Annotated in this window: 14 protein-coding genes; 10 read left to right on the top strand and 4 right to left on the bottom strand. The window is 68.3% G+C overall.

What is annotated here, in order from left to right:
- Positions 1 to 153 precede the first annotated feature (153 nt).
- From QLQ15_RS05605 to QLQ15_RS05585, 5 genes are read left to right on the top strand one after another with little or no spacing between them, the layout of a single operon-like run.
- Complete coding sequence (locus QLQ15_RS05605) at positions 154 to 1197, top strand: LacI family DNA-binding transcriptional regulator (RefSeq protein WP_283211851.1); 1044 nt, start codon at positions 154 to 156, stop codon at positions 1195 to 1197.
- Positions 1194 to 2480: an L-fucose:H+ symporter permease gene (fucP, locus tag QLQ15_RS05600; RefSeq protein WP_283211850.1), complete on the top strand. Its 1287-nt coding sequence runs from the start codon at positions 1194 to 1196 to the stop codon at positions 2478 to 2480. The genes QLQ15_RS05605 and fucP overlap by 4 nt, the downstream gene beginning before the upstream one ends.
- On the top strand, positions 2477 to 3466 hold the full coding sequence (locus QLQ15_RS05595; protein WP_283211849.1) for a carbohydrate kinase family protein: 990 nt from the start codon (positions 2477 to 2479) through the stop codon (positions 3464 to 3466). Before fucP ends, QLQ15_RS05595 begins: the two co-directional genes overlap by 4 nt.
- Positions 3463 to 4689, top strand: a complete 1227-nt coding sequence (locus tag QLQ15_RS05590) for an AGE family epimerase/isomerase (protein WP_283211848.1) — start codon at positions 3463 to 3465, stop codon at positions 4687 to 4689. The genes QLQ15_RS05595 and QLQ15_RS05590 overlap by 4 nt, the downstream gene beginning before the upstream one ends.
- Before the next feature lies 1 nt (position 4690).
- Positions 4691 to 6079, top strand: a complete 1389-nt coding sequence (locus QLQ15_RS05585) for a glycoside hydrolase family 47 protein (protein WP_283211847.1) — start codon at positions 4691 to 4693, stop codon at positions 6077 to 6079.
- Between the two features lie 10 nt (positions 6080 to 6089).
- Here the strand turns inward: QLQ15_RS05585 and QLQ15_RS05580 are convergent, their stop codons facing one another.
- A complete protein-coding gene (locus tag QLQ15_RS05580; RefSeq protein ID WP_283211846.1) occupies positions 6090 to 6575 on the bottom strand; it encodes a hypothetical protein in 486 nt (161 codons plus the stop codon).
- 111 nt (positions 6576 to 6686) lie between these two features.
- Between QLQ15_RS05580 and QLQ15_RS05575 the strand changes: the two genes are divergently transcribed.
- A complete protein-coding gene (locus QLQ15_RS05575) occupies positions 6687 to 7061 on the top strand; it encodes a SnoaL-like domain-containing protein (RefSeq protein WP_283211845.1) in 375 nt (124 codons plus the stop codon).
- Positions 7062 to 7287: 226 nt separating this feature from the next.
- On the opposite strand, the gene rpoD is transcribed toward QLQ15_RS05575, so the two are convergent.
- Both rpoD and dtd read right to left on the bottom strand, forming a co-directional pair.
- Entirely contained in the window at positions 7288 to 9144 is a 1857-nt protein-coding gene (gene rpoD, locus QLQ15_RS05570) for an RNA polymerase sigma factor RpoD (protein ID WP_283211844.1), read from the bottom strand.
- A gap of 72 nt (positions 9145 to 9216) precedes the next feature.
- Positions 9217 to 9657 carry a D-aminoacyl-tRNA deacylase gene (gene dtd / locus QLQ15_RS05565; RefSeq protein WP_283211843.1) on the bottom strand — a complete coding sequence of 147 codons (441 nt, stop codon included), beginning with the start codon at positions 9655 to 9657 and terminating at the stop codon, positions 9217 to 9219.
- Between the two features lie 2 nt (positions 9658 to 9659).
- Between dtd and QLQ15_RS05560 the strand changes: the two genes are divergently transcribed.
- The 4 genes from QLQ15_RS05560 to QLQ15_RS05545 are packed head-to-tail and all read left to right on the top strand — an operon-like array spanning position 9660 to position 14143.
- Complete coding sequence (locus QLQ15_RS05560; protein ID WP_432277776.1) at positions 9660 to 10661, top strand: lauroyl acyltransferase; 1002 nt, start codon at positions 9660 to 9662, stop codon at positions 10659 to 10661.
- Positions 10662 to 10711: 50 nt separating this feature from the next.
- The gene (locus tag QLQ15_RS05555; RefSeq protein ID WP_283211842.1) at positions 10712 to 12169 is read left to right on the top strand and encodes a tetratricopeptide repeat protein; all 1458 of its coding nucleotides are present in this window, start codon (positions 10712 to 10714) and stop codon (positions 12167 to 12169) included.
- Positions 12166 to 12660, top strand: coding sequence for a PH domain-containing protein (locus QLQ15_RS05550; protein WP_283211841.1), 495 nt, complete (start codon positions 12166 to 12168; stop codon positions 12658 to 12660). The genes QLQ15_RS05555 and QLQ15_RS05550 overlap by 4 nt, the downstream gene beginning before the upstream one ends.
- On the top strand, positions 12647 to 14143 hold the full coding sequence (locus tag QLQ15_RS05545; RefSeq protein WP_283211840.1) for a PH domain-containing protein: 1497 nt from the start codon (positions 12647 to 12649) through the stop codon (positions 14141 to 14143). Before QLQ15_RS05550 ends, QLQ15_RS05545 begins: the two co-directional genes overlap by 14 nt.
- Here the strand turns inward: QLQ15_RS05545 and QLQ15_RS05540 are convergent, their stop codons facing one another.
- Positions 14144 to 15202, bottom strand: coding sequence for a CDP-glycerol glycerophosphotransferase family protein (locus QLQ15_RS05540; RefSeq protein ID WP_283213941.1), 1059 nt, complete (start codon positions 15200 to 15202; stop codon positions 14144 to 14146).
- Between the last annotated feature and the right edge of the window lie 43 nt (positions 15203 to 15245).

Here is a 15245-nt window from a genome sequence, read left to right as displayed (position 1 = left end):
CGGAATTAGATCGTTCTAAATTGGCGACGCTAGCACAGCGGTCCCGGCCAGCTCATGCTGCAGCGCAGAATGCGGAGACGCGATCCACCTTGCAGGATGGGTCCGTTTTAGAACGATCTAAATTCGCCTGATGCCCATCCGCCCTGCATCGCCATGACGACCACGCCGGCCAGCCGCGCCCGGGTGACCCTGGCCGACATTGCCCAGGCCTGCGACCTGTCGCGGGCGACCGTGTCATTGGTCCTGCGCGGCAGTCCGCTGGTGCATGCGGACACCCGCGCCAAGGTCGAGGCCGAACTCAAACGGCAGGGCTACGTCTATCACCGGGGTGCGGCCAACCTGCGTCGCAAGGTGTCCTCGGCGGTCGCCCTGGTGATCAACGACCTGTCGAACCCCTTCTTCGCCGAGTTCGCCGCCGGCGTGGACGAAGCACTCGCCGACGCCGGTTACGTCACCCTGCTGGGAAGCACCGGCGAATCCGTCGAACGACAACAGGCGGTGATCGCCTCGCTGCTTGAGCACGACCCGGCCGGCATCATCCTGTCGCCCGCCGAAGGCACGGACCCGTCGCGACTACGTTCTTTGCTGGGCACGCGCACGCCGATGCTGGTGTTCAACCGCGAACTCGGCAGCGATTGGGACTACCTCGCGCTCGACAACGTGCGCGGTGCGCGACTGGCGACCGAACACCTGCTCGCGCAGGGGCATCGTCGCATCGCGTTCTTCGGTGGCCATCTGGATTCCAGCTCGTGTCGGCAGCGGCGCGATGGGTATCGCGCGGCGCTGGCCGATGCCGGCATCGCGGTGCAGGCGCAGTGGCAGATCGAATGCGCGCCCACGCGACTGGAAGCCGCACGGCAGACAGGCGCGCTGTTCGTGCGCGATCCCGCGCCCACCGCAGCGGTCTGCTACAACGACGCGGTCGCGCTGGGGCTGATGGCGGGACTGGCGTCGCGCGGACGTCGCGCGGGGCACGATTTCGCCGTCACCGGCTTCGACGACATTCCCGAGGCGGCCGTGAGCGCACCGCCGCTCACCACCATCGCCGTCGACCCGCGCGCGCGCGGCCGCCAGGCCGCCGAACTGATCCTGCAACGCCTGCACGACCCGGCCGCGCCTGCGGCCGCCACCATCGCACCCGCCCATCTGCAGCTGCGCGCCAGCAGCCAGGTCACTCCGAACGGGGACACCGCATGAGCCGTCGCCAGCTTTCCTCGACCACCGCCATCGCGGTGCTCACCACCATCTTCTTCACCTGGGGCGCACTGACCAGCCTCAACGACGTGCTGATCCCGCACCTGAAAGCCGTGTTCGAGATGAACTACGCGCAGACGATGCTCATCCAGTTCACGTTCTTCAGCACCTATCTGCTGATGTCGCTGCCGGCGGGCAAGGTGGTCGCGATGGCCGGGTACAAGCGCAGCATCGTCATCGGCCTGTGCGTGGCCGGCGCGGGCGCGCTGCTGTTCTTCCCCGCGGCGAAGATTCCGTCGTATCCGCTGTTCCTGTTCGCGTTGTTCGTGCTGGCCAGCGGCATCACGCTGCTGCAGGTATCGGCCAATCCGTACATCGCCTTGCTGGGCGATGCGCAGACCGCGTCCAGCCGCCTCACGCTGGCGCAGGCGCTGAACTCGCTGGGCCACACGCTGGGGCCGCTGGTGATCGGGCCGCTCATCCTGTCGGGCGTGGTGATCGGCGCGGCCGAGCTGGCGCTGATGTCCGACGCCCAACTGGCCGCGTACCGCCTCACGCAGGCCGAGTCGGTGCAGATGCCGTACCTGGGCATCGCCGTCGGCCTGTTCCTGCTCGCCCTGTTCGTCGTGCTGTTCCGCCTGCCCGCACTCACCGAGGCGACCGAGAGCGCCGACCATCGCCACCACACCTTCACCGAGGTGCTGCGCCACCGCCATCTGCGCTACGGCGTGGTCGCGATCTTCGTGTACGTGGGCGCCGAAGTGGCGATCGGCAGCTTCCTGATCAACTACATCAGCGATCCGCGCATCGGCGCACTCGACCAGGCCACGGCCACGCGATACCTGGCCTGGTACTGGGGGCTGGCGATGGCCGGACGCTTCATCGGCTCGTTCCTGCTGCGCCGGATCGAGCCGCGCGTGCTGCTGGGACTGTTCGCGCTGGCGGCGATGGCACTGCTCACGACGACCATCCTCACCGAAGGACAGGTGGCGGTGTGGAGCGTGGTCGCGATCGGCTTGTTCAACTCGATCATGTTCCCGACCATCTTCACGCTCGGCATCGACGGTCTTGGCCTGCTGACCAGCAAGGCATCGAGCCTGCTGGTGATGGCCATCGTGGGTGGCGCCGTGGTGCCGCTGCTGCAGGGCCTGCTGGCCGACCGCATCGGCGTGCAACTCGCGTTCGCCCTGCCGGTGGTGTGCTACGCCTTCATCGCCTGGTACGGATTCCGCGGTGCACGTCGTGCGCTTGCTGTTGCCGACGCCGTGCCGGTGGCACAGTCGTGACGGCGGCCCGCAACGCGATCGTCTGCTTCGGCGAGGCGCTGATCGATTTTCTGGCGCTGCCGGCCTCCGCCGGCGAGCCGCGCCACTTCGTCGAGTTCGCAGGCGGCGCACCGGCCAATGTCAGCGCCGCCGTCGCGCGCCTTGGCGGCAACGCGCGGTTCGTCGGCATGCTGGGCGTGGACATGTTCGGCGAGTTCCTCATGTCGCAGTTGCGCACCTTCGGCGTGGACACGCGCTACACCGTGCACACGTCGGCCGCGCGCACCGCACTGGCGTTCGTTTCGCTCGACAGCGAAGGCGAGCGCAGCTTCAGCTTCTATCGGCCGCCGGCCGCCGACCTGCTGTTCCGCGAGGAGCACTTCGATCCGCAGTGCTTCGCCGATGCGGTCGCGCTGCATGTGTGTTCCAACAGCCTCACCGAGGCGGAGATCGCTGCCACGACCCTCGTCGGCATGCGCCTTGCGCGCGAACACGGCGCGCTGGTCAGCATGGACCTGAACCTGCGTCCATCGTTGTGGCCCGAAGGTTTCGATGCCGCGCCGCGGTTGTGGGATGCACTGGCCGAGGCCGACATCATCAAGCTGTGCCGCAGCGAGGCGGACTTCCTGATCCGCCGCGCGGGTCACCACAACGCGATGCTGCAGCGCCTGTGGCGCGGCCATGCGCGCTGCGTGCTGATCACCAACGGTGGCCAGCCGGTTCGCTGGTACACGCGCGAATCGAGCGGCGAGGCGCCGACGTTCCGCGTCAACGTCACCGACACCACGGCAGCAGGCGATGCCTTCGTCGGCGCGCTGCTGACGCGTCTTGTGGAGCGTGGCGTGAGCGCGCAGAACTTCGATGCATGGCTGTCCGACGAAGCCGCCATCGCCGACGCGTTGCGTCACGCGGCGGCCGGCGGCGCCCTGGCCGCCACGCGCAACGGCGCGTTCGCCGCGATGCCCGACCGCAACCAGCTCGATCAACTCCTGCACGCCAATCCATGACGCCTTCCGCCGACCCCGAGTTCCGCAGCGAAGCCTTCCTTCGGGCGCACATCGCCGACACGATGGCGTTCTACCACCCGCGCGCCGTCGATCCGGCGGGCGGCTTCTTCCATTACTTCCGCGACGATGGCAGCGTCTACGATGCGTCGCACCGGCACCTGGTCAGCAGCACGCGCTTCGTTTTCAACTACGCCATGGCGGCGCGTGAGTTCGGCAACGCCGAGTACCTCGAGGCCGCGCGCCACGGCCTTCGCTATCTGCGTGACGTGCATCGCGACGCCGCGACAGGCGGCTACGCATGGACGATCCGCGATGGCGCGGCGGAGGACCGCACGAACCACTGTTACGGCGTCGCGTTCGTGCTGCTGGCCTATGCCACCGCGCGGAAGGCGGGCATCGAGGAGGCCGCGCCGTGGATGGACGAGACCTGGGCGCTGCTGGAGTCCCGCTTCTGGGAGGCGCACGCCGGTCTGTACCGCGATGAAGCCGACGCGCAGTGGCGCTTCTCCGACTACCGCGGCCAGAACGCCAACATGCACATGTGCGAGGCGATGCTGGCCGCGTACGAGTCCAGCGGAGAGGACCGGTACCTGGATCGCGCCCTCACGCTGGCCGACCGCATGACGCGCCAGCAGGCGGCGAAGGCCGGCGGACTGGTGTGGGAACACTACGACCGCGACTGGAGCATCGACTGGGACTACCACCGCGACGACCCTAAGCACCTGTTCCGCCCGTGGGGTTTCCAGCCGGGCCACCAGACCGAATGGGCGAAGCTGCTGGTGATCCTCGATGGCCATCTGCGCGCGCGCGGCACGCCCGCGCCGTGGCTGGTCGACACCGCACGCCATCTGTTCGACACCGCCATCGCGCGCGCATGGGACGACGCCGACGGTGGCCTGTTCTACGGGTTCGCTCCCGCCCCCGATTTCGCCGTATGCGACGACGACAAGTATTTCTGGGTGCAGGCCGAATCGCTTGCGGCGGCGGCGCGCCTGGCCGATGCAACGGGCGATGCCCGCTACTGGCGCGATTACGACCGTCTCTGGGACTACGCTTGGAATCACTTCGTCGACCACCGGTACGGCGCGTGGTTCCGCATACTCGATCGCCACAACCGCAAGTACGGCGACGAGAAGAGTCCCGCCGGCAAGACCGACTACCACACCATGGGCGCCTGTCACGACGTGCTCCACGTGCTGCGCGCGCGCAACGGAGGACGTTGAGATGCGAGTGCGCCCGCTCCTGCTTTCCCTGCTTCTGGTCCCCACGATCGGCGCCGCGGCCGAGCCTCCCCGAAGTCCCGGTGTCGCGGCGCCGATCGTCTTCACCGATGCGCAGTCCGCACGCGCGGCGGAGGAATTGAAAGCGCAGTTCCTGCACGCGTGGCGCGGCTACCGCCAGAACGCATGGGGCCATGACGCACTCAAGCCCCTGAGCAACACGCCGCACGACTGGTACGGCGAGACGCTGTTGATGACGCCGATCGATGCGCTCGACACGATGATCGTCATGGGCCTGGACGAAGAGGCGCGCGAAGCACGCGAGCTGATCGCGACGAAGCTGTCGTTCGACCGCGACCTCGACGTCAAGCATTTCGAGATCGTGATCCGCCTGCTGGGCGGGCTGCTGTCGGGCTACCAGCTGACGGGCGATGCACGCCTGCTCGCGCTGGCCGACGACCTGGGCACGCGACTGCTGCCCGCATTCGATTCGCCCACCGGGCTGCCCTACGTCTACGTCAATCTGCGCACGGGCAAGGCACACGGCAACGAGAGCAACCCGGCCGAAGCCGGCACCCTGCTGCTGGAGTACGGCACGCTCAGCAAGCTCACGGGCAAGCCGGTGTACTACGAGAAGGCAAAGCGCGCGCTGGTGGAAACCTACAAGCGGCGCTCGAAGATCGGCCTGGTCGGTGAGCGTTTCGACGTAACCACCGGTGAGTGGACGAACACGCGCAGCCACGTGGGCGCGCGCATCGACTCGTACTACGAATACCTGTGGAAGTGCTGGACGCTGTTCGGCGACGAGGAATGCCATGCCATGTGGCAGGACAGCATCGCGGCCGCCAACCGCTACTACCCGGAAGAGGTGGACGGCGCGTTGTGGGTGGGCCACGTCGACATGAACAGCGGCGCGCGACTGGCCGCCCGTTACGGCGCGCTCGATGCGTTCTGGCCGGGGCTGCTCGCATTGTCGGGCGACATCGCGCAGGCCCGACGGCTGCAGGCATCGTCGTTCGAGATGTGGAACCGCTACGGGATCGAACCGGAGGCGTACGACTACCGCACGCGCGAAGTCGTTTCGCCGGGCTATCCGCTGCGGCCGGAGATCGTCGAATCGGCGTGGTACCTGCACCGCCTGACCGGCGACGCGCAGTACCGCGCGATGGGCAAGACGATGCTGGACGATTTCGTCCGCTACACGCGCACCGATTCGGGCTTCGCGACGCTGGCCAGCGTGGTGACGAAGGAGAAGGAGGACGACATGGAGAGCTTCGTGCTCGCCGAGACGTTCAAGTACTTCTACCTGCTGTTCGCGCCGCCGCAGACGCTGGATCCTGCCAAGGTGGTGCTGACCACCGAGGCGCACCCGCTGCGTCGTACGTGGAAGTGAGCACGGCGGCTCAGAGGGGCACGCCGGCCATTTCCAGCATCACCGCCGCCGAAACGAGGACGAGCAGCAGGACCACCAGCACCAGCAGGCTGACGCCGAAGGCGCGCCAGTTCGAATAGGCCTGGCTGGCGGCTTCGTATTCCGCGATGCGGTCGCCCTGGTAGCGCCGTGCGACCTGCATCGCTGCGATGAGCTGCGGAAGGGTGAGGGCGAAGGCGGGCACCTTGTCGGGCAGCACGACGCCCAACAGCATGATGGCGATCGTCGCCAACAGCGAATAGCCCAGCGCGCGGCGTGCCTTGTCGTGCTCGCCGAGTGCACGGTAGTTGCGGGCCATCAGCCAGCCGCCGGCCAGGGCGCTTCCGATGAACGTCGCCAGGCCGATGCCCGACACCTTGTAGAGCCGCGCGCCCTCGACCGGCGCAGTGCTGGCCGGCACGGCCGCTGCCGGCCTGCGATACGGGTTGAACTCGTCCACGACGATCTCTCGATTCATGTTCCCCGCGGCGGAGCTTACGGCATCCCGAATGCGTCGGACGAGCCTCCTGACAACACGCTGTCAGGGGCCGGGCGTAGGCTGGCACTTTCCCCAGACAAGGAGAGTGACATGAGCGATATCCGTCAGATCGCACAGCGACTGGTCGAACTGTGCCGCGAAGGCAAGTACGAGCAGGCGCATGAAGAGCTGTACGCCGCCGACGCGGTGAGCATCGAGGGCAACGGGCTGCAGCCCGATGGCGTCACCCGCGGCCTCGACGCGATCCGCGAGAAGGGCCGCCAGTGGGCGGACAACATCGTTGAAGTGCACGGCGGCAGCGTGGGCGAACCCATCGTCGCGCCGGGCTGGTTCAGCGTGGTCATGGGCATCGACGCGACCTACAAGGACATGGGCCGCGTGGCGATGCAGGAGATCTGCGTCTACGGCGTGCGCGACGGCAAGATCGTGCACGAGCAGTTCTTCTACGAGATGGGCAAGTCGTAATCGCGTTGGGGCGCACGCCCCGCGGAGGTCGTCATGCACGCGACGAAACCACCCGCATCGCAGCCGACGAACAACGGCTGGAAAACCTGCAGCCGCGGACACAAGTACCGCGGCCCGGGGCCATGCCCCATCTGTTGGCCCGGCGGTGCCGAGCGCAGGCAGGCTGCCAGAACGACGAAGCCCCGCTGAGCGGGGCTTCGTGGCGCAGCGTTCGCGATAGCGGACGTCAGTCGATGTCGAGGAACGAGCGCAGCTGTTCCGAACGGCTCGGGTGACGCAGCTTGCGCAGCGCCTTGGCTTCGATCTGGCGGATGCGCTCGCGGGTGACGTCGAACTGCTTGCCGACCTCTTCCAGCGTGTGGTCGGTATTCATGTCGATGCCGAAGCGCATGCGCAGCACCTTGGCTTCGCGCGGCGTGAGGCCGGCGAGGACGTCGCGCACGGTCTCGGTGAGGTTGATGTTGGTGGTGGCCTCGACCGGGGACTCGATGTTCGTGTCCTCGATGAAATCGCCCAGATGCGAATCCTCGTCGTCGCCGATCGGGGTTTCCATCGAGATCGGTTCCTTGGCGATCTTCATGACCTTCCGGATCTTGTCCTCCGGCATGTCCATTTCCTTCGCCAGCTCTTCCGGAGTCGCTTCGCGGCCGTACTGCTGCAGCATCTGGCGGCTGATGCGGTTGAGCTTGTTGATCGTCTCGATCATGTGCACCGGGATACGGATGGTGCGCGCCTGGTCGGCGATCGAACGCGTGATGGCCTGGCGGATCCACCACGTGGCGTAGGTCGAGAACTTGAAGCCGCGGCGGAACTCGAACTTGTCCACGGCCTTCATCAGGCCGATGTTGCCTTCCTGGATCAGGTCGAGGAACTGCAGGCCGCGGTTGGTGTACTTCTTGGCGATGGAGATCACCAGGCGCAGGTTCGCCTCGACCATCTCCTTCTTCGCCTTGCGCGCCTTGGCTTCGCCGTAGGCCATCTGGCGGGAGATGTCCTTGATGTCGGCCAGCGCGAGATAGGAGGACTTCTCGACTTCGATGGTCGCTTCCTGCTCGGCGATGATCTGGTCCTTCACGTCACGCAGGCCCGACGACCACTTCTGCTTGCGCTTGAGCAGCTCTTCCACCCACTCCAGGTTGGTCTGGTTGCCTTCCCAGGCGCGGATGAAGTCCTTGCGCGGCATCTTCGCCACGCGCGTGGCGAGGTCGAGGATGCGGCGCTCGTGTTCCTTGATCTTGTTGACGACGTCGCGCAGGCCCTTGACCAGCACGTCGGTCAGCGGCAGCGGCAGCTTGAAGGTGACGAACACCGCGGCCATGTCCTCGCGCAGCTTCAGCACGCTCTTGTGCTGCGGGCCGTGCTTGGCGTACGCCTTGAGGAACTTCTGGTAGTTGTCGGCGAGGCTTTCCATGCGCGCGGCGACCTCGACCGGATCCGGACCGGTCACCACTTCCTCGGTTTCGCCGTCGGTGACCTCTTCCTCGTCCTCGTCGGCTTCCGCGTCGCTGTCGACGTCGGCCACGACCGGCGCCGGCGGTTCCGGCGTGTCGTCCAGGTGGTCGTTGAAGCCGACGATGATCTCGGCCAGGCGCTTCTTGCCGGCCTTGTGCTGTTCGTAGTCTTCGAGGATCGAGGCGATCGTCGCCGGGAATACGCCCAGCGAGGCCTGCACCTGGCCGAGGCCTTCCTCTATGCGCTTGGCGATGGCGATTTCGCCTTCGCGGGTAAGCAGTTCAACCGTGCCCATCTCGCGCATGTACATGCGCACCGGGTCGGTGGTGCGGCCGCCTTCGCCATCGAGCGCGGTCAGCGCTGCGGCGGCTTCTTCGGCGGCGGTGTCGTCGACTTCACGGTTGCCCGTGCCGCCGTCGGCGAGCAGCAGCGTTTCGGCATCGGGGGCCACTTCGTGGACCTCGATACCCATGCCGTTGATCATGCCGATGATGTCTTCGATCTGCTCGGCATCGACAAGGTCGTCGGGCAGGTGATCGTTGACCTCTGCATAGGTCAGATAGCCCTGCTCCAGGCCCTTGCTGATCAACTGCTTGATATCGGAGGAGGGGGGCTGACGTTCGTTGGCCATGGGCTGCGCCACCGCGCTGGGAAGGGTTGGGGAACGTTCCAGTATATCAGGCCGGCCCGGTCGGGGCTGGCCTCAGGACCGCAGGAGGAAGGTGACCGGGCCGTCGTTGACCAGGCTGATCACCATATGGGCACCGAACCGCCCCGTTTCCACCCCCCCGGTGTGTTTTTGTCTGCAGGTTTCGACCAGCCGCCTGAACATTGGTTCAGCCAGCTCCGGTGCCGCGGCGGTGCTGAAGCCCGGACGCATGCCGCTGCGGGTATCGGCCGCCAGGGTGAACTGGCTGACCAGCAGCAGGCCCCCTCCGGTATCCCCGAGGCCACGATTCATGCGCCCGGCCTCATCGGCAAATACACGGTATCCGAGGAGCCGTTCGGCCATGCGCGCGATCTGGGCGTCGCCGTCGTCCGGCTCGATCCCCACCAGCGCCAGCAGGCCGGGGCCGATCTCACCGACGGTTTCCTCCCCCACGACGACGCGGGCCTGGGTGACGCGCTGGATCAGGGCGAGCATGCATGTCCTCGGAGGCGGTTCTGCCAACGATGCTGTGGGCGGCGCGCGGAGCGGTCAACCACGGCCCCGTTAGACTTCGCCGGATGACCTCACTCGCCGCACGCCTGCTCTACGCCCTCGCCTCCCTCATCGGCCGCCTGCCGTGGCGCTGGCTCATGCGGCTGGGCGATGCCCTGGCGGCGTGGTGGCGCTGGCGCGACGTGCGCGAGAGCCGGGTGGTGCGCATCAACCTGGAACTGGCCTATCCGGACCTGCTGCCCGCGCAGCGCGACGCGATGCACGCGGCGATCCTGCGCACCACCGCCCGCCAGGTACTGGAAACGATCCGCCTGTGGACCCGCCCGCACGCGGAAAACCTGACGCTGCTGCGCGAAACGCACGGCACCGATCTGATGGACGAGGCGATCGCCGCCGGCCGCGGCGTGATCATCGCCGCCCCGCACCACGGCAACTGGGAACTGCTCAACCAGTGGCTGGCCTGGCGCACGCCGCTGGCGATCCTGTACCGCCCGCCGGAGTCCGCGGTGGTCGAGGCGTTCCTCAATCTGGTGCGCGCCGACACCGACGCCGCACGCGTGACCCAGGTGCGCGCGGAAGGCCCGGCCATCCGCCAGTTGTTCAAGCGCCTCAATGATGGCGGTGTGGTCGGCATCCTCCCGGACCAGCAACCCAAGGCCGGCGACGGCGAATTCGCGCCGTTCTTCGGCGTGCAGGCGCTGACGATGACCCTGCTCGGCCGCCTGGCTTCGCGGACGGGCGCGACGGTGCTGTTCGCCTGGTGCGAACGCGTCGACACGCACGCCGATGGCCCGGGGTTCGCCCTGCACCTGCATGCGGCGCCAGCCGAGGTTTCCGACCCGGATCCGAAAGTCGCAGTGGCAGCGCTCAACGAAGCGGTCGAACACATCGCGCGACGCGATCCGGCCCAATACCAGTGGACGTACAAACGCTATACGCTGCGACCGCCGGGTTCAGGGGAACAGAATCCGTACTGGAACCGCTGAACGGCCCGACACAGAGGCCGCGGCGCCCGTCGACTCTGGGGGAAAACGTGATGCGTGACTGGCTGCTGGCAGGCGTGTTGTTGGTGGCATCACCCGCATGGGCGGCCGACCCGATCAACGAGGCCGGCCCCAGCCGCGAAGAACTGGCGCAGATGAACGCCGCCACGCGCGCCTGGGACCGTTACGCCGAGCTCAGCCGCAGGAGCAACCCGGCCGTCGTCGGCGTGCTCGCCGACAGCAGCGTGCGGCACTTCGGGTTCCTGCGTGACCTGGCACGGTTCGGCTCGCCCGAACAGCTGCGCCGGGTGCCCAGCCCCGATCGCACGGTGGTCTATTGCCTGCGCGCCACCCGAAGCGACGCGCAGCTGGCCGCGATGGACGACAACGCCGTCGCCGCACTGGCCTTCCGCGAAGGCTGGGCCGGCGTGGCCGATGACGGCGACACCCCGCACCTCAGTCACGTCACGCTGATCAGCGACACCATGGCGGTGGGCGAACTCGGGCCACCGACGGGCGCGCAGTTCCAGTTCGGTCCTGACCTGGTCCGCGAGAAGGGGCAATGGAAGGTCGTCACGCAGTCGCTCACCCTGGACGAGGCGCAGGCCGTGGCGCAGACAGCCCGTGAGGCCGGCATGAGCGAGACGCAGATGGCGCAGGCCATAGTCGCGCACATGCTCGGCGACGAGGACGCCGCGGCCGCCAGCCTCTCGGTGCTGGACCGCCCGCTGCGCGACGATCCTGCCCTGCGCACGCGCCTCAACGAATCGTGGCCGGACTACGCAGCGGCTTATGGCCATCGCGTGCTGGCGGTCGGCAGGAAGGCCGACGATGGCGACGGCTTCGCGCAGTTCGTCTACGGAATGCTGCTGTACAGCGGCGAGTCGCCGGAGTTCGCGAAGCAGGACAAATCCCGCGGGCTGGCCTATCTCGAGAAGGCCAGCGAGAACGGCAACGTGCAGGCCGCCTGGGCCGTGGCGTCCGGCCTGATGACCGAACAGACCACCGGTGCCGCCGCACTGGCCGAACGCAGCCGCCGCGCGCTGCCGCACGTGCGCCGCGCCGCCGAAGCCGGCATTCCGGAGGCCATGGCGGCGCTGGGCAGTTTCTACTTCAACGGCGCCGGAGGCATCGCCCGCGATTGCCGCATCGCCGAGGAATGGCAGGCGCGCGCGGAGGACGCCGGCCATCGGTACGCACGCAATGACCGCGTGTGGTCGCTTGCGGCATGCCCGATCGGCGGACAGCGCGATCCTGCACGCGCCCTGCAGCTGGCCGCCACGATGATCGAACACGCCGACGAGCTGGCCGCGGCCGAGCTGGACACCGTGGCCGCGGCGTACGCCGCCAACGGCCGTTTCGCCGAAGCCACCGACTTCCAGAAACGCGCCATCATGGCGCTGGCGCAGGACGACGACGCCACCCGCCACCGCATGCAGAACCGCCTGCAGAACTATCAGTCGCGCCGCCCCTGGACGCAGTCCTACAACGCCTTCGAGCTCAGCGAATGACCGAGCCCACGCTTTCCGCCGAAGCATCGTCCGCCGCCGGATGGCAGCGTCTGCCAGTGCGCGCGCGCCTGCTCTGCCTGCTCGGCCCGGTGCTGCCGCTTCTGGTTCCGGGCGTTTTCGGCGGCGTGGCCCTGGCGCGTGCGCTGGACCTGTGGGTGATCCCGCTGGTCACGGTGGCGCTGGCCGTGATGCTGGGGACCTGGATCGGCCTGAAGCAGTATCGCTACACCTACTGGAAACTGGACGACGAAGGCCTGGCCATCCGGCGTGGCCGGATGTGGCAGCGCGAAACGCGCGTGCCCATCACGCGTGTCCAGCATCTGGACCTCAAGCGCGGACCGTTGCAGCGCATGCGCGGGCTGGCCACGTTGATCGTGCACACCGCCGGCACGCGCCACAGCGCCGTGACCGTTCCGCACCTGGACGCCGACGACGCCGAGCGCCTGCGCGACCGCCTGGGCCGGCAGATCGACCCCGATGACGACGCCTGACACCGGCCTGCCGCGCAGCGATACGGCGGCGGAGCACCGCCTGCATCCGATGTCGTGGCTGTTCGTGCTGCTGCAGCAGCTCAAGCAGTTCATCCTGCCGCTCATCGTCCTGCTGGTGTTCGGCCGTGGCGACCGCAACGAGCTGTGGCCCCTGATCGGCGTCGGCGTACTGGTGGTGCTGTCGTTGTGGCAGTACTTCACCTACCGCTACGGCGTGGCGGGCGACCACCTGGTGATCCGCAGCGGGCTGCTCGAACGCAGCCTGCGCGTGATCCCGTTCGCGCGCATCCACAACGTCGCGCTGCAGCAGTCGCTGCTGCACCGGGTCTTCGGCGTGGCCGAGGTGCGCCTGGAATCCGCGGGCGGGCGCAAGCCCGAAGCCGAGATGCGCGTGCTCCGCCTGGACGATGCGCTTGCGCTGGAGGCGCTGGTACGCCGTCGCGGTGCCGTCGCCACCGCGGCGGTCGATGCGGAGCCGGCGGCGGACGTCCTGCTGGCGCTGTCGCCCGGTGACGTGTTGCGCGTGGGGCTGGTGTCCAACCGCGGGATGATCGTGGTCGGCGCGGCGGCCGCGGCGGTGTCGCAGGCGAGTCCGCGCGCACTGCCCAACCTCGCCGAGACGGTCGGCGAATGGATGTTCGGCTACGCCGGCGAACACGGCTTCGGGGTTGGCGAGTACGCCGCCACCGGCGTCGCGCTGGCCGTGTTCGCGGTCGGCGCGCTGCGCCTGTTCTCGATCCTGCTGGCGATGCTGCAGTACTACGGCTTCCGCCTCAGCGAGTCGGGCCGCCGACTGACCGTCGAGCGCGGCCTGCTGGCGCGCTGGCGCACCAGCGCCTCGCGTCGGCGCATCCAGGCGTGGACGCTGTACGAAGGCGTGCTGCACCGGATGCTCAAGCGCCGGAGCCTGGATGTGGACACCGCCGTCGCCGAGGACGGTCGCCAGCAGCGCGCGCTGCGCGAACTCGCGCCGATCGCCACACCGCAGGCCTGCGATGCACTCATCGATCACCTGCTGCCGCGCGCGGCCTGGTCGTCACTGGAATGGCGCGAGTTGCCGGCCTCGAGCTGGTGGCGGCTGTTCCTGCCGTCGCTGCCGATCGTATTGATCGCCACCGTGGCGTTGGAATGGCGACTGGGCGCGTGGGGTCTGCTGGCGCTGGCATGGCTGCCATGGTCGGCGTTCAAGGCGCGCAAGCACGCGCGGCGGATGGCGTGGTGCGTCAACGACGACGTGCTGGCCGTGCGCGAAGGCTGGTGGCGCCGCAGCTGGCGCTTCGCCGAACTGGACAAGCTGCAGGCGCTGACGCTCACGCGTTCGCCGATCGACCGCCGCTGTCATACCGCAACGTTGTGGCTGGACACCGCCGGTGCCGGTGCGATGTCCGCGCCGCTGCGCATCCGTTTCCTCCCGGAGACCGAGGCCGTGGCGCTGTACGACGCGCTCTCGCGCACGCTGGCGCGGCGCCCACTGCGCTGGTGACTACGCGCCCGGGCCCCAGTAGCCCAGCTCGCGCCGGATCTGCAGGCCGCGCAGCAGCGACGACAACGGCTTTCGCTTCAGCCGACCGAGCTCGCCGGCCAACAGTGCGTCCGTCGCGGCGATGACGCGCTCGGACGAATGCCCGTCGCGGTACGGGTGGATGGCGTCGGCATAGGCATCCAGCGCGGCACGCAGGGCGGCATCGGGTGCGAAGGCCCGATCCAGCATCGCGGGCAGGCACGCGGGGTCGTCGAAGTCGATCATGTGCGCCTTCGGTGCGCGGTTGCGGAACGTCACCACCGGCTTGCGCTGCACGACGAACTCCGACACCACCGAGGTGGTGTCGGCCAGCAGCACATCGGCCGCGCGTTGCGCGGTGACCAGCTGTTCGGTCTCGAAGAAGACGGCGTTGGGCCCGGCCAGCGCGCGATAGCGTTCGAACAGCTCCGGCGGGCACTTGGGATGCAGCGTCAGCAGCCAGTAACGGTCGCCGCGCGCGACCTGCGCGGCGATGGCATCGAACAGGTCCGGTGCGGCGCTCAGGCGCTCGGTGAAGGTGGACGCGAACATCACCACCGGGCGCCCACCCGCAGGCGCGCGCATCGTCGCGGCTGCGCCCTGGTCGTCGCGGAACAGCGGGTCGAGCTTCGGCCAGCCGGTTTCGACCACCGCGAAATGCCCCGCCTGCGCGGCCAGCGCCTGGAAAGGCGCGGTGGTCGCGGGGCCCTGGGTGCAGTAGAGGTCGAACAGGCCGCGCACGCGGAAGTGGCCACGCTGGTCGGAACGCTTCTCCACGTTGAATCCATGGAACAGTTGCACCTTCGCGCCCGACACGAACGTGGGCACCCAGTTGGCGGCACTGAACACAGCCCGCGGCTTCAGCGCCACGGCCTCGCGCAGGCCTATCATGCGCACCGGCGAGGGCAACGCGGCGCCGGCCGCACCGTCCACGAACCAGGCGTGCACGCCGTGGCCCTGCGCTTGCAGCGCCTGCGCCACGGGCTGCAGGATGGGCAGCGCATAGCGCTCGCTCGCGAACAACAGGTAGTCGGCCATCAACGCTTCCTCGAATCCATCGACGCCCCAAACGCCGGCCACGTCG

The organism is Lysobacter stagni (assembly GCF_030053425.1).
GTDB lineage: Bacteria > Pseudomonadota > Gammaproteobacteria > Xanthomonadales > Xanthomonadaceae > Lysobacter_J > Lysobacter_J stagni.
Note: the sequence above shows the minus strand (reverse complement) of the source record. Positions and strands in the feature narration are given on the sequence as shown.

Excerpts from the sequence above, each read along its gene's own strand:
- QLQ15_RS05605 (WP_283211851.1), top strand. The coding sequence starts at position 154 with ATGACGACCACGCCGGCCAGCCGCGCCCGGGTGACCCTGGCCGACATT.
- fucP (WP_283211850.1), top strand. The coding sequence starts at position 1,194 with ATGAGCCGTCGCCAGCTTTCCTCGACCACCGCCATCGCGGTGCTCACC.
- QLQ15_RS05590 (WP_283211848.1), top strand. The coding sequence starts at position 3,463 with ATGACGCCTTCCGCCGACCCCGAGTTCCGCAGCGAAGCCTTCCTTCGG.
- QLQ15_RS05585 (WP_283211847.1), top strand. The coding sequence starts at position 4,691 with ATGCGAGTGCGCCCGCTCCTGCTTTCCCTGCTTCTGGTCCCCACGATC.
- QLQ15_RS05580 (WP_283211846.1), bottom strand. The coding sequence starts at position 6,575 with ATGAATCGAGAGATCGTCGTGGACGAGTTCAACCCGTATCGCAGGCCG.
- QLQ15_RS05575 (WP_283211845.1), top strand. The coding sequence starts at position 6,687 with ATGAGCGATATCCGTCAGATCGCACAGCGACTGGTCGAACTGTGCCGC.
- rpoD (WP_283211844.1), bottom strand. The coding sequence starts at position 9,144 with ATGGCCAACGAACGTCAGCCCCCCTCCTCCGATATCAAGCAGTTGATC.
- dtd (WP_283211843.1), bottom strand. The coding sequence starts at position 9,657 with ATGCTCGCCCTGATCCAGCGCGTCACCCAGGCCCGCGTCGTCGTGGGG.
- QLQ15_RS05560 (WP_432277776.1), top strand. The coding sequence starts at position 9,660 with ATGTCCTCGGAGGCGGTTCTGCCAACGATGCTGTGGGCGGCGCGCGGA.
- QLQ15_RS05555 (WP_283211842.1), top strand. The coding sequence starts at position 10,712 with ATGCGTGACTGGCTGCTGGCAGGCGTGTTGTTGGTGGCATCACCCGCA.
- QLQ15_RS05550 (WP_283211841.1), top strand. The coding sequence starts at position 12,166 with ATGACCGAGCCCACGCTTTCCGCCGAAGCATCGTCCGCCGCCGGATGG.
- QLQ15_RS05545 (WP_283211840.1), top strand. The coding sequence starts at position 12,647 with ATGACGACGCCTGACACCGGCCTGCCGCGCAGCGATACGGCGGCGGAG.